At 66.2% G+C, this 15,223-nt stretch carries 4 protein-coding genes; all 4 read left to right on the top strand.

Annotated features, from left to right (window positions below; genetic code table 11):
* Positions 1–20 precede the first annotated feature (20 nt).
* The 4 genes from FPZ11_RS13560 (at position 21) to FPZ11_RS13575 (ending at position 15,037) form a co-directional block, all read left to right on the top strand.
* On the top strand, positions 21–3,251 hold the full coding sequence (locus tag FPZ11_RS13560; RefSeq protein WP_146321680.1) for a GH92 family glycosyl hydrolase: 3,231 nt from the start codon (positions 21–23) through the stop codon (positions 3,249–3,251).
* A gap of 61 nt (positions 3,252–3,312) precedes the next feature.
* Positions 3,313–5,175 (top strand): phospholipase C, encoded by a 1,863-nt coding sequence (locus FPZ11_RS13565; RefSeq protein ID WP_146321681.1) that lies wholly within the window; start codon positions 3,313–3,315, stop codon positions 5,173–5,175.
* Positions 5,176–5,216: 41 nt separating this feature from the next.
* Positions 5,217–9,107: a GH92 family glycosyl hydrolase gene (locus tag FPZ11_RS13570; protein ID WP_246846686.1), complete on the top strand. Its 3,891-nt coding sequence runs from the start codon at positions 5,217–5,219 to the stop codon at positions 9,105–9,107.
* Between the two features lie 80 nt (positions 9,108–9,187).
* Positions 9,188–15,037 (top strand): GH92 family glycosyl hydrolase, encoded by a 5,850-nt coding sequence (locus tag FPZ11_RS13575; protein ID WP_168203833.1) that lies wholly within the window; start codon positions 9,188–9,190, stop codon positions 15,035–15,037.
* The last annotated feature ends 186 nt before the right edge of the window (positions 15,038–15,223 follow it).

Below are 15,223 nucleotides of genomic sequence, written 5' to 3' on the forward strand. Positions count from 1 at the left end.
GTCACCAAGAGAGAACGCCCATGAAGTCACCTCGCAGCAGCAGCCTCCGAAGGGTGCGTGCGCGGATCGCCGGATGCGTCGCCACCGCCGTCGTCGCGGGGCTGATCTCCGTGCCCGCGACGACGGTCCCAGCACTCGCCGACCCCGTGAGCGACCCGACAGCGTTGGTCAATCCGTTCATCGGCACCCAGGTCGGCTCCAATGCCCAGACGGAGACGCCTTACGGTGATACCTCCCCTGGCGCGACGCTGCCGTTCGGAATGGTGCAGTTCAATCCGACGACGTACAACACCAAGGGCGGCTCGAACACCAACATGGGCGGCTACGAGTACGACGCCGATCAGCTCAAGGGCTTCTCCATGAATCGGGTCTCGGGAACCGGATGCGCCGGTCGCTACGGCGCTGAGGACTTTCCGATCCTTCCCTACGCGGGAGCCCTCTCCGGCGGTGCACTCACCGTGTCGCCCAAGGACGACGTCAAGGCGTTCTACTCCGGCTTCTCCCATGACGGCGAGAGTGCCAGTCCAGGGCAGTACAGCGTCACACTCGCCAGCGGCATCAAGGCCGAGCTGACCGCCACGACGCGGGCGGGCGTCGGAAGGTTCAGCTTTCCGACCACGGGCGACTCGCAAACCTTGGTCTTCGACGCGGCGGGCTCCGTGAACGGCAGCGAGGGCAGCACCGTGACCGTCGACGGGAACACCATCTCGGGGAGCACGCGCGTGCAGGCCACCTGCAAGCAGGGCGCCTACTACAACGCCTACTTCTGGGCGACGTTCGACAAGACACCGACCGCGTCCGGCGTCTGGCAGGGCAGCACCGTGACCGCCGGCGGCACCTCGGGGTCGTCTGCCGACGCGAACGGAACGGGCGCCTACGTGGCGTTCGCGCCCGGCGACACCGTCACCGTCACCGTGGGCCTTTCCTACGTGAGTGTGGCCGGTGCCGAGCAGAACGCCAAGACCGAAGTGGGCGACAAGACCTGGGACCAGATCGCTGACGCAGCCCACGACACGTGGAAGAGCACGCTCGGCCAGGTCGCCGTCAGCGGAGGGGACAAGGCGCAGCTGACGACTTTCTACACGGCGCTGTACCACTCGCTTCTTCATCCCAACGTGACGGAGGACGTCGACGGCCGGTATGCCGGATACGACGGGAGCATCCACGCGCTGGCGTCAGGGCAGAAGCACGAGTATGCCACCTACTCGGGCTGGGACATCTACCGTGACGAGGCGCAGCTGATCGGCCTGCTGTTCCCCCGCCGTGCTTCGGACATGAACGAGTCGATCCTTCACCTCGCCCAGCAGGCCGGTTGGTACAACTGGCCGATGCTGGGCGCAGCTCAGAACAAGATGAACGGCGACTCGCTCGACATCGTGATGGCTGAACTCGATGCGTTCGGCGGAACAGGCTTCGATCGCGCCGACGCAGTCAAGAGCATGGTCGCAGCCCAGTCCCTGCCCGCCACAGCGAGCAAGCGCGAGAACGCGTTCCAGGATGCCGCCCTCGGCTTCATCGCCGAGAACTCCGGTGGCAGCGACCACACCTCCGACACGCTGGAGTACGCACTGGACGACTTCGCGATCGCGCAGCTCGCGAAAGAGCAGGGCGACACCGCCTCGTACACGCTGTTCTCGCAACGGGCTCAGGCTTGGCAGAACGTGTACTTCCCCGGCAAGAACGCCGTCGCCCCGAGATCGAAAAACGGTTTCGACACCGGATTCAACCTCGACGGGTCGGGTGGCAACGAATTCATCGAGGCGTCGGGAACGCAGTACGGCTGGCTGGTTCCGCAGAACGTCTCGTCGCTCGTGGCGAAGAAGGGGGGCGCGGTGCGGTTCGGAGCCGACCTCGACAAGTTCTTCACCCAGCTCAACGCGGGCAACTCGAGCGCATATGCCTATCTCAGCAACGAGATCTCGGATCAGACCCCTTGGCTCTACAACTGGATCGGCGAGCCGAACAAGACCCAGGACGTCGTGCAGCGGGCACGAGCGCAGCTGTGGAGCGACAACACCCCGACGGGCATCGCGGGCAATGACGACCTCGGCGCGACCAGCGCCTGGTACGTCTGGGCGTCGCTGGGGATGTTCCCCGCCCTCTACGGTCGCTCGGAGCTGGTCGTGAACGGCCCATCGTTCCCGAGCGTGACCATCACGAGCGACAACGGACGCAGCTATTCCATCTCCGCGCCCGGCGCCTCCTCCATCAACCGTTACGTGAAGGCGATGAGCCTCGACGGCACGGCACGCAGCGCCAGCTGGCTTCCGGAGTCGTTCGCGCAGAACGGCGGCACCCTAACGTTCACGATGGCGTCGACGCCCGGCACGTGGGGCACCGGCGCGAAGGACGTCCCCCCATCGTTCTCGCAGGGCCAGGCGGCATACAACAACGTCGGGATCTCCGACGACGGCGCGGCATCGACGGCGAGCTTCGACGCGTCGAACAACTCGTACTCGGCGAGTGCGCTCAAGGCCGCCGGCGTGACACCCGGTTCGACGCTGTCGCTGAGCGGAGCTGGTGCAGGCATCACCTTCACCTGGCCCGATGTCCCCTCCGGGCAGGCCGACAACTGGATCCCGGCGGGACAGACCGTCGACCTCGGCGGCATGCGGTACTCGAAGATCGCGTTCCTCGGCACGGCGACGAACGGGCCGTCCACCGGCTACGCCGCGGTCAACTACACGGATGGCACCCACCAGGTGGTGAACGTGTCGTTCGCCGATTGGACCTCAGGCAGCGTGCCGGACGGTGACGTCAGCGTGCTGACGACATCGCATCGCAACAGCCAGTCGGGCAATGCCGACACGACGAAGGCGTCGGTGTACGCCAGCAAACCTGCCGTCCTCGACGGGTCGAAGAAGGTGGCGAGCGTGACGCTTCCGCGAGCGACCACCGCCGGCATCATGCACATCTTCGCGGTCGGCACCGCGGGCGCGAGCGCGAAGGGCCTCCAGGCATCCGGCGAGGACAGCCTTCCGACGGCGGTGCACGGCGCTCCGTTCGGCGCCACCCTCGCCATCGTCTCTGGCGGTGCCGCGGCATCCGCCGGCGACTACAAGGCCACCGTCGACTGGGGCGACGGCACCCCGGCGTCGAACGACGTCGCCGTCACGCCGGGCGACGCCGAAGGGAGCTACATCGTCTATGGCTGGCACACGTTCGCCGCGGTCGGCGAGCACACGGCCACCGTGACAGTGAGCGATGGGACGAGCACCAAGACCCTGACGACGAAGGTGGCGGTGAAGTAGCGCGATGACCGGACACGACCCGCGACCGACCGGCACGCAGAACATCGAAAGAGGATTCCGGATGTCCAACGCAGCATGGCGTCGAAGCGTCGGAGGCGCCGCAGCGACTCTGCTTGCCGGAGCCGCGCTCTGCGGCATGTCGGCACCGGCCTTCGCCGCCGCCGATGGTGCCAGTGATACGACGACGCCCATCAAGCACGTCGTCGTGATCTTCGACGAGAACATCTCGTTCGATCACTACTTCGGCACCTACCCGAAAGCGGCCAACACCGATGGGACGACCTTCACCGGTGCAGCCGACACCCCGAGCGCGAACACGCTCGTGAGCGCGGGGCTGCTCGCGGCCAACCCCAATCAGTACACGCCCAAGCGTCTGTCGCAGGCCGAGGCCGTGACCTGCGATCAGAATCACGCATATCCGGCGGAGCAGAGGGCCGAAGACGACGGAAAGATGGACCTGTTCGTGCAGAACACGAGTTCGGACACCTGCACCGGCGAATACGGCAGCCCCGGGCTCGCGATGGACTACTACGACGGCAACACGGTCACCGCGCTCTGGAACTATGCCCAGAACTACGCGATGAGCGACAACAACTGGGACTCCATCTTCGGCCAGTCGACACCGGGAGCCATCGACCTCGTGTCAGGGCAGACGCACGGGGCTGTGGCGACCGATCCGACGACCGGTGACGTGCTGCCCACGTCGTCGGTGATCCAGTCGCCGAACGCGGACGGCGTGGGCAGCCTGATCTCCGACCCGGATCCCGCCTACGACGACTGCTCGAACAACGACCACACGTCGACCTCCGCCGTGGCGCACATGCAGGGCAAGAACATCGGCGATCTGCTCAACGCCAAGAACGTCACCTGGGGCTGGTTCCAGGGAGGGTTCGCTCCGAGCACGAAGTGGGACGGAAAGGACGGCGACTACGCCAGGTGCGACTCGACGACCGCCAACACGGTCGGCACCGCCTCGAAGGACTACTCGCCGCACCACAATCCGTTCTCGTACTACAAGTCGACGTCGAATCCGCATCACCTGGCACCGACGTCCGAGGCGATGATCGGCCACACCGACCGGGCCAATCACAACTACGACCTGACCGACTTCGCCAGTGCGCTGAAGCACGACAACCTTCCCGCTGTGTCGTTCCTGAAGGCACCGGAGGCGCAGGATGCCCACGCCGGCTACTCCGACCCGCTGGACGAGCAGAAGTTCCTCGTCGAGCAGATCAATGCGATCCAGGAGTCGTCATCGTGGTCGAGCACGGCGATCGTGGTCACGTACGACGACTCTGACGGGTGGTACGACCACGTGGCGCCCACGATCGTGAACGGCTCGAACGACTCGAAGAACGACTCCTCGATCTGCACGGCGAAGGCATCCTCCATCGCCGGCGGATATCAGGATCGCTGCGGACCGAGTCAGCGCCTGCCGCTGCTCGTCATCTCGCCGTTCTCGAAGCAGAACGCGATCGATCACGCCGCGATCGAGCAGACATCGGTCTTGAGGTTCATCGAGGACAACTGGTCGACGGGTCGCATCGGCGATGACTCGTTCGATGAGAGGGCCGGCGACCTGACCGGCATGTTCGACTTCGCGCATCCACAGCAGCGTGCAGTTCTGCTGGCGGCCGACGGATCCGTTTCTGCTGTCGTGCCGATGTCGATCTCCGCGAGCGGCCATGGAGACGGCAACAGCCCAGGGGACGGCACCGATCCGGGTGGCGGCTCGACCACAGGAGGCGGCCACGGCGGCTCGAGCCCCTCGACCGGAGGGAGCTCCGCCACAGGGTCGAGCGTGTCGGCCCTCGCCGCCACCGGACTCTCGATCGGGTCCCTCGTGGTGCTGGCCGCCCTCCTGGTCGGTGGCGGCCTCGTGCTCCGGGCACGCAAGCGCAAGAAGGACGGGAGCGAAGCATGAGGCGTCGGACGACATCCTGGCGAACGAGTCGGCGGCCCGTGATGCTGGGTGCGCTGGCGGCATTGATCGGCCTGGTGGCGATGCCGCTCGTGACGACCGCCACCGCAGCACACGCGGATCCCGCCTATGTGAGCGATCCGGCCTCGTACGTCAACACGCTGAACGGCACGGGAAGCGGCGGTGCGAACGTCGGCAGCATCAACAACTTCCCCGGCCCCGCGACTCCGTTCGGCATGGTGCAGTTCTCGCCGGACACCACGAACACCTACGCCGGCTACTCACACGACAACAGCACGCTGAAAGGCTTCAGCCTGACGCACGCCTCTGTCGGATGCACCGCATTCGGCGACATCCCGATCCTGCCGACCACCGGCGCTGTCGGATCGACGCCGTGGACGACGACGGCCACCATCGCGCACGACAGCAGCGAGGTCGGATCGCCAGGGTACTACGCCGCCGACCTGACGAACTCGGGGATCAAGGCCGAGCTGACGGCATCGACTCGCACCGGGCTCGCGACGTTCACATTCCCCTCGGGGGCCACGTCCAACCTCTTCGTCCGTCCGGGCGCCTCGATCAACGGCGATTCCGCTGCCGCACTGTCCACCGTCGACGACCAGACAGTGACGGGCTCGGCGACGACCGGCGGCTTCTGCGGCAAGAACAACAGCTACACCGTCTACTTCGCGATGAAGTTCGACACACCCTTCGCGTCGACCGGCACGTGGAACGAGTCGAGCGTGAGCGCCTCGAGCACGTCGGTCGACTCGCCGCACGCCGGCGCGTATTACACCTTCCCTGCTGGTACGACGACGTTGCACGTGAAGGTATCGCTGTCGTACGTCAGCACCGCCGGCGCGCTCGCCAACATGCAGGCGGAGGTCCCGGGCTTCGATGCGGCAGCGCTGCGTGCGCAGACCGCGCAGGAATGGAACGACGCACTCGGCAAGGTCAAAGTCGCCGGGCAGAACCAGGACGACCTGAAGACCTTCTACACGTCGCTGTATCGAAGCATGCTGCACCCGAACACGTTCAACGACGTCGACGGGCGCTACATCGGATTCGACGGCACGACCTATTCCGTGCCCTCCGGGCACACGCAATACGCCAACTTCTCCGACTGGGACACCTATCGCTCGCTGGCACCGCTGCAAGCGATGCTGTTCCCGGACCGGGCGAGCGACATGGCGCAGTCCCTGGTGAACGACGCCGAGCAGAGCGGATCCTTCCCTCGCTGGGAGCTCGCGAACGCCTCGACCGGGCAGATGACGGGTGACAGCGAGACCGCGCTGATCTCGAGTCTCTATGCCTTCGGCGCAAAGGACTTCGATACATCCACCGCTCTGAACTACATGGTCAAAGGGGCGACCGACGGCGGCACCGGGCTGAACGGATATGTCGAACGGCCAGGGCTCGCGACCTATCTGAAGGACGGGTACGCACCGCAGACCAAAGACTTCCAGGCAGACCACGCGATCGCGGGGGCATCCGTCACCCTCGAGTGGTCGGTAGACGATTTCGCCATCGGACGGTTCGCGTCCGCTCTCGGCCAGACCGACATCGGTTCGCAGTTCCAGACGCGCGGGCAGAACTGGCAGAACCTCTTCAATCCCACGACGGGTTACATCTCGCCGCGCAGCGCAAGTGGACAGTTCGCAGACGGCCCCGGCTACGTCACACCCGGATCCGGACAGTTCGGGCAGGCAGGGTTCGACGAGGGCAACGCCGCGCAGTACCTCTGGCTGGTTCCGCAGAACGTGGCTGGTCTGACCACCGCGCTCGGCGGCGACGCCGCGGTCGCGGATCGGCTGGACAGTTTCTTCACGCAGCTCAATGTCGGTCCCAACGAGCCCTACATGTGGGCAGGGAACGAGCCGAACTTCCAGACGCCGTGGCTCTACAACTACGTCGGCCAGCCGTGGAAGACGCAGCAGGTGGTCGACCGCATCCGCACCACGCTCTTCAGCGATTCGCCGGACGGTGAGCCCGGCAACGATGACCTCGGCGCTCAGTCGAGCTGGTATGTGTGGGCTGCGCTCGGTCTGTACCCCACCACGCCGGGCACCGACCTGCTCACGGTCAACACGCCGACTTTCGACCAGGAGGAGCTCGATCTCTCCGGCGGACGCACGATCACGATCTCCGCGAACGGCGCCTCGACGGGAAGCCGCTACATCTCCGGATTGTCCGTGAACGGCTCGGCGCAGCAGAAGACCTACCTCCCGGAATCGGTGCTGGCGAAGGGTGGCGACGTCGACTTCACGCTGTCGTCGACCCACGACACCTCCTGGGGAACGGCCCCGGATGACGCGCCGCCGTCGTTCGCGGACGGCAGCGCGAGTTTCGTCGCGAACGCTTCGCCGTCGCTCGTGTCGGCGACACCAGGGTCCGCCGCAACGATCATGGTGGCGGCACAGCGACTGACCGGTTCCGACGACTCCTACACCGTGGCGGTCACGGCGCCTGCCGGCCTGAGCGCGGGAAGCATCCCCGTCGGACGCTTCGACACGTCCGGAGCCGGTACGACGCCGATCACGCTGACGGCGGCGAAGAGCACCCCGAACGGCTATTACACCGTCGACGTGGCGGTGACCAGCGGGTCGCGAACGGTGCACGCATCGGTCACGGTGAAGGTCGCGCGCACGTTCAGCATGGCCGCGGCCGCGAACACGGTCGGGACGGCGAGTGAGTCCGACACCGGCGTGGGCGACTTCGATGCGGCCGGCAACAGCTATTCACGTGAACAGCTGGCGTCCGTCGGGCTTGCGCCGGGCGCAACCGGGAAGGTCGGATCGCTGCACTTCACGTGGCCCTCCTCTCCCGAGGGCGCGCCCGACGCCGTGAACCCGACGGGCCAGACCATCGACCTGCAAGGTGAAGTGCACTCGATCGCCTTCATCGGAGCCGGCATCAACGGTGGTGCATCCGACACGGCTGTGGCAACCCTCGACGACGGATCGACGATGCCCGTGGACTTCTCGTTCGGCGACTGGGTGCTGCCGACAAGCGACGGAAGCCCGGCGTTCGGCAACTCCGTGGTGGCCAAGATGAGCCACCGCAACGCCGTCACCCAGGTGCAGGGCGCGTACCTGTTCGCAACGACACCGGCGACCGCGCCCGACGGGCGCACGATCGTGTCGGTGCAGTTCCCGACCGACAGCAAGGAGCGCGTCTTCGCGATCGCGACCGATGTCGCTCCGGCGACGAACACGGCGACGCAGCTGACGACCTCTGCCGCCAGTGTCGCATCCGGCTCGTCGCTGACCCTCACTGCGAAGCTCACTCCGGCACAGGCGGCCGGTTCTGTGGAGTTCTTCGATGGAGGAGCAAGCCTCGGCGACGCGGTCGTGAAGAACGGGAGCGCAACTCTCGCAGTGAAGCCGAAGTCGACGGGCGAACATGACTACCTGGCGTCGTTCTCGCCGAGCGACGACACCGCCTTCATCGCATCATCGTCGGCCGTTGTGCCGGTCACGGTGACCGGGGCGACGCCGCCACCGCACAGAGCGACACTCACGGTCTCGGAGTCCTCGGTGCCGGCCGGCGGATCGCTCTCGGTCTCGGGAACCGGATTCGCAGCCGACTCCGAGGTGGCCATGACGCTGCATTCGCAGCCTCTCGGACTCGGGACCGCGACGACGAACGGCGACGGATCGTTCGTGACCACCGTCACGATCCCGTCGCAGACCGCGCCGGGCAAGCACACGCTCGAGGCGGCCACCTCTGACGGCGTCGCCGTCTCGGTCGAGGTGACGGTGACGGCGAAGGGAACCGCAGCAACCGGCGGCCCCTCATCGGCCACGAGCAACCTGGCGGAGACCGGCAGCAGCGGGATCGTCGAGCTCGCGTTCGCGGCGCTTCTCACGATCGCGCTGGGATCCGTCGCTCTGATCGTCACCTCGCGGGTCCGTCGGAGAAGGCGGACCGTATGAGGCCAGAACCCTTTCGCACCCACAACACCACGCACACCGCCGACACACGCATGAGTCGGCCAGCAACAGAAGGACCAAGAATGTCCCAACCCACACGACCGCGACGCGCCGCACTGCGGCGCGCCGCGCTCACGTTCCTCGTGATCGGGGGTGTCGTCGGCTCCTCGGCGCTCGCCGCATCACCAGCCGTGGCTGCCACCCCGGGCAGCTTCTCGACCTCATTCGAGTCGGGCGATCAGCAGCCGCTCGTCAGCATCGTCGCCACCAGGAACGGTGCCGATCTGCAGAAGAACGTGCGCGCGACCGGGTCCAACCCCGGCGACTTCACCAAGAGCGTCGCCGAGATCACAGCGAGCGGTGACAACCCGCCGAACGAGGTGGAGTCCAAGCTGGCCGACTCCGACCCCAGCACCAAGTGGCTGGTGAAGGCGAACACGGGTTGGGCGCAGTATCACTTCAACGAGCCGCATGTGGTCACGAGCTATACCTTGACCAGCGCCAATGACACCCCGACCAGAGACCCGCAGGACTGGACCGTTGCGGGCTCCACGGACGGCTCGAACTGGACCACGATCGACACGCGCAGCGGTGTCTCGTTCGCGAGCCGGTTCCAGCGCCAGAGCTTCACGGTGTCCGCCGACAAGCAGGCGGCATACAGCTACTTCCGGCTCACCGTCACGAAGAACGGAGGAGACGGCGACGTTCAGCTCGGTGACTGGAACCTCATCCAGGCCGCGGACCCGAACGCTCAGCAGCAGCCGATGCTGACGGCGGTGGGCAACGGACCGACGGCGGGCTACAACATCAAGGCGGGCGTGGGGTTCACCGGTCTCAAGGCCCTCGAGTACTCGGGTGAGGCGGTCACCAAGGGCGAGGCATCAGAGACCAACGTGCTCTACTCAGGCCTGAACATCCCGGTGGGCGATGGCTCGCGGCTCGAGTACAAGATCTTCCCCGAGCTGACCAACGGCGACCTGCAGTATCCGTCGACGTACGCGGCGGTGGACATCCTCTTCACCGATGGCACCTACCTCTCCGATCTCGGAGCCACCGACCAACACGACTATCCGCTGACCGCTCAGGGTCAGGGGCAGTCGAAGATCCTGTACGCGGCGCAATGGAACGACGTGCAGTCGAGCCTCGGAGCCGTCGCGAGCGGCAAGACGATCGACAGCATCCTGTTCAGCTACGACAACCCGGATGCCACGGCCACGACGCAGTTCCAGGGCTGGATCGACGACCTGAAGATCGACGCGACCACGCCGAAGATCGATGGCTCGAGCCTGACGAACTACGTCGACACCCGGCGTGGGTCGGATGCCGACGGCACCTTCTCGCGCGGAGCGACGCTGCCGGTCACGGCCATGCCGAACGGCTTCAATTTCTACACGCCGCTGACGGATGCGACCTCGCAGTCTCGCGAATACCTCTACAAGGAGGCCAACGACAACAACAACCTTCCCGTGTTCCAGGGCCTCGGCGTTTCGCACGAGCCGAGCCCGTGGATGGGCGACCGCGACCAGGTGTCGGTGATGCCCTCGCTGGCCGCGACCCCGTCGGGTAACGCCGCGTCTCGCGGTATCGAGTTCAGCCATGACGACGAGGTGGCGCAGCCGGACTATTACGGGGTCACCCTGAAGGACGGGATCAAGGCGGAGATGACGCCCGCCGACCACAGCGTGATCGAGCGCTTCACGTTCCCTGCAGGCAACAAGACGAGCAGCATCGTGCTCGACACGACAGACGACAACGGGCAGTTCTCACTCTCGCAGGATGGAACGTTCACCGGCTGGGTCGACAACGGCAGCGGCTACGGACGCACCCGCATGTACGTCTACGGTGCCTACGACGGAACGCTGACCCCGACGGGCACGGGCAACCTGTCTGGTTCGCATGCAGGCTCGTCGTACAACCAGTTCGACACGTCGAGTGACCACACAGTGACCCTGCGCCTGTCGACCTCGTACATCAGCGTCGACCAGGCGAAGAAGAACTTCGGATATGAGGTGCAGGGCAAGAGCTTCGACGACATCAGGACGGCCGCTCAGGATGCGTGGAACAAGAAGCTCGGCGTGATCAAGGTGAAGGATGCCTCCGACACCAAGCTCGTGACCCTCTATTCGAACCTGTACCGTCTCAACCTGTACCCGAACGAGCAGTTCGAGAACACCGGTACGGCGGCGAACCCCGTGTACCAGTACGCCAGCCCGGTGAGCGCCGCGACCGGAAGCTCCTCGACGACGGCGACGGGTGCGAAGATCGTGACGGGCAAGCTTTACGTCAACAACGGCTTCTGGGACACGTATCGCACCGTGTGGCCGGCCTATTCGCTGCTCTATCCGAAGTTCGCCTCCGAGATCATCGACGGCTTCGTGCAGCAGTACCGTGACGGCGGGTGGATCGCGCGCTGGTCGTCGCCTGGCTATGCCGACATGATGACCGGCACCAGCGCCGACGTCGCATTCGCCGACGCCTACATGCGCGGCGTGCAGTTGAAGGATCCGCTGGCGACGTTCGACGCCGCGGTGAAGGATGCCACGGTCGTCTCGTCGAACTCGGCGACGGGCCGGAAAGGTCTGGACACCTCCGAGTTCCTCGGTTATACCTCGACGTCGCTCGGCCAGAGCGTTTCGTGGTCGCTTGAGGGCTACATCAACGACTTCGGCATCGGGAACATGGCGGCCAAGCTCGCCACGGACCCCGACATCGTGAAGAACCACCCCGAACGCATCCAGGAGCTGAAGGATGACGCCGCGTACTTCACGAACCGCGCGAAGGAGTATGTGAACCTGTTCGACCCCTCGACCGGGTTCTTCCGAGGCAAGGACTCCAGCGGCGCGTTCTCATCGTCGGCATTCGACCCGACCAGTTGGAGCGGGGACTACACCGAGACGGACGGATGGACCTTCGGCTTCGCCGTGCCGCAGGACGTGAACGGCCTGGCGAACCTGCTGGGAGGCAAGGACGCACTCGAGAAGAAACTCGACCTCTACCTCTCCACGCCGGAAGTCGCGAACAACACGGGACTGAACGGCGGCATCATCCATGAACAGGCTGAGGCGCGCGACACGCGGCTCGGTCAGCTCGGAATGAGCAACCAGCCGGCCCACGCCATTCCGTACATGTACGACTACACGAACGACCCCGCCAAGACCCAGGCCCTGGTGCGGCAGATCATGCAGCGTCTGTACGTCGGCGACGAGATCGGCCAGGGCTACCCGGGCGATGAGGACAACGGCGAGATGTCGGCGTGGTACGTGCTCAGCTCGCTGGGCATCTACCCCGACCAGGCTGGGTCGTCGTCGTGGCTGATCGGTTCCCCGCAGTTCGACAACGCAACCGTCACCACCGATGCGGGCAAGACGATCGTGGTCAACGCCGAGAACAACAGCACGAAGAACGTCTATGTGCAGGGGCTCACGGTGAACGGCGCAGTTCACGACAGCACGTCGATCGACCAGAGCGAGCTGACCTCGGCCGACACGACGACGCTCGACTTCAGCATGGGAGCGACCGCGTCCGACTGGGGAACGGCGAACACGCCCAAGTCCCTGACCACAGGCGACAAGCCGGCCGATCCGCTCGCCGACTCCACGGGTTCCCAGTACGGAACAGGGACGAGCCGCGACGGCGAGAACACGGCGGCGCTGTTCGACAACACGTCGGACACGCAGGTCACGTTCTCCTCCGACGAGCCGCAGGTGACGTTCACCTACGCGCACGCCAAGCAGACCGTGCAGCAATACACGATCACCTCCGGAACATCGGCCGGCGACCCGAAGTCGTGGCAGCTGCAGGGATCGAACGACGGCACGACATGGACAACGGTGGATGAGCGCACGAACCAGACGTTCGCCTATCGGCAGCAGACAGAACCCTTCACGGTAAGCGAACCCGGCTCGTTCAAGCAGTACCGCCTGAACGTCACGGCGTCCACCAGCGCATCGCCGAGCATCGCCGAACTGGAGCTGCTCGCCGACCCCCAGGGAACGACGGGCGGAGCGATCGCCGTCACGGGGGCCACAGGCCTCACGGCGACGGCCGGAAGCGCGGCGAAGCTCGCACTCGGAACCGTGACAGGCGGCGTCGCCAAGGATGCCTCCGGCTACACGGCGAGCGTGGACTGGGGCGACGGAACGCCTTCGGATGACGTGACCGTGACCGCGCAGGGCTTCGGCTCGTATGCGCTCTCCGGCCAGCACACATTCGCCGAACCGGGTGTGTACCGTGCGACGATCACCGTCAGCGACGGCACGACGCACGCGGTCGCCACGGCGGACGTGAACGTGTCGTACGTGGCCGCGGACAGCCTGGTCGGCGCATTCGACCGGGTCTGCATCGGAGACGATGGCGTGCCGGGTGCGAACTGCGACGGCAAGAACTGGTCGTACTCGCGTCAGGCGCTCCAGGCCGCGGGCGTGACAGCAGGCAAGAGTGTGACGGTGCCGGGCACCGACCTCGCGTTCGCGCTTCCGGTCGTCGCGGCCGGACAGCCGGACAACGCGATCGGTGCAGGGCAGTCCATCCGGCTCGACCTTCCGAAGGATGCCACGCAGCTGTCGTTCATCGGATCCGGCACCCAGGGCAACCAGGACACGACCGGCACGGTGACCTTCACGGACGGCTCGACCGCGAGCGTGCCCATGCAGTTCAGCGACTGGACCATCGGAGGCAATTCGAACGGCACCCCGTCGTACGGGAACATCATCGTGGCCAAGTCCGGATACCGGCTCCTGAGCGGAGCGAAGGACACTGCGGTGCCGTTCCTGTTCGCGACGGCTCCGTACACGATCCCGCAGGGCAAGACTGTGGCGTCGATCACGCTGCCCGACCAGTCGGGCACCAGCGAGACGTCGCAGGGTCGCATCCACGTGTTCGCGATCGCCACCGACGGCACGCAGGCGGCGCCGCTGACCGTGAAGGCAGCCGGTGATGTGACCGCGACCGCCGGCGCGGCGTCGCACGTCTCGCTCGGCACGGTCTCCGGCGGCGATCCGATCGCCGACGGAAGCTACACCGCACGCGTGCAGTGGGGCGATGCCACGACGACCGAGGACGCCGACGTCACAGTGAAAGACGGGGTGGGAACCATCACCGGCAGCCACACGTATGCGGATGCCGGCGACTACACGATCTCGGTCACTGCCGTCGATCGGGACACGAGTGCCGCGACCACGCTCAAGGCGCACGTCGAGCCTGCGACCCCGCAGTACTCGCCGACGCTGGCTGTGAGCGGATCGAGCACAGTGAAGCCCGGCGACTCCGTGACGGTGAAGGGCTCGGGCTTCGCCCCCGACGAGAAGGTGACGATCACGCTCGACACGACTCCGTCGGTCAAGCAGGACGTGACGGCCGATGGGAAGGGAGACCTGGAGGCATCCATCACGGTTCCGTCGGCGGCCGCTCCTGGCGATCACACCATCACGGCCGTCGGTGCGACCTCGGACGTGCCTGCTGGCGCGGCCGTGACGGTCTCGGGCTCGACTCCCCCGGTGACGTACTCGCCGGAGGTCGTGCTGTCCACGAGCGCCGGCAGCGTCGGTCAGGTCGTGCAGCTGACCGGTGACGGCTTCGCCCCCGGCGAGACCGTGGCCATGACGATGCACTCGTCGTCGCTGTCGCTCGGAACGGTCAAGGCGAACGCGCAGGGCACCATCACCGGTTCGTTCACCGTCCCGGCCGGGATCGATGTCGGACGCCACACGGTGGAGTTCTCCGGCGATGTCTCGAAGACGGCGGTCTCGCTGCCGTTCGTCGTGCTGAAGCCGGGCGCGCCGGCATCCAGCGTGCCGTCCGCCGCGAAGGCGCCGCTGGCCGACACCGGCCTGCCGTACGACGTGGGCGGGGTGGCGATGATCGCGATTCTCGTGCTCCTCGCCGGAGCGGCTGCGATCGCGGTCGTACGGCGCAGGAAGCGGAGGACGCTCTGATCGCCCGGCCGATCCGCTGATGAGGGCGCACGCCCCGCACGACTTCGGTCGGCGGGGCGTGCGCTCCTTTCGTCGCTGGTCTCGAGAATCTGCTGTGTGTTGCAGGCACAGCGAGGCGAGGCTTCAGTTCTGTAACGTCTGCTGCTGCATCCGTCGCATTCCCGATGGGGTGAACCCGACCCGGCA

Source organism: Humibacter ginsenosidimutans (genome assembly GCF_007859675.1).
Lineage (GTDB): Bacteria > Actinomycetota > Actinomycetes > Actinomycetales > Microbacteriaceae > Humibacter > Humibacter ginsenosidimutans.

What these genes read in the sequence shown, in the direction of transcription:
- FPZ11_RS13575 (WP_168203833.1), top strand. Translation starts at nt 9,188, where the DNA reads ATGTCCCAACCCACACGACCGCGACGCGCCGCACTGCGGCGCGCCGCG.
- FPZ11_RS13565 (WP_146321681.1), top strand. Translation starts at nt 3,313, where the DNA reads ATGTCCAACGCAGCATGGCGTCGAAGCGTCGGAGGCGCCGCAGCGACT.
- FPZ11_RS13560 (WP_146321680.1), top strand. Translation starts at nt 21, where the DNA reads ATGAAGTCACCTCGCAGCAGCAGCCTCCGAAGGGTGCGTGCGCGGATC.
- FPZ11_RS13570 (WP_246846686.1), top strand. Translation starts at nt 5,217, where the DNA reads ATGCTGGGTGCGCTGGCGGCATTGATCGGCCTGGTGGCGATGCCGCTC.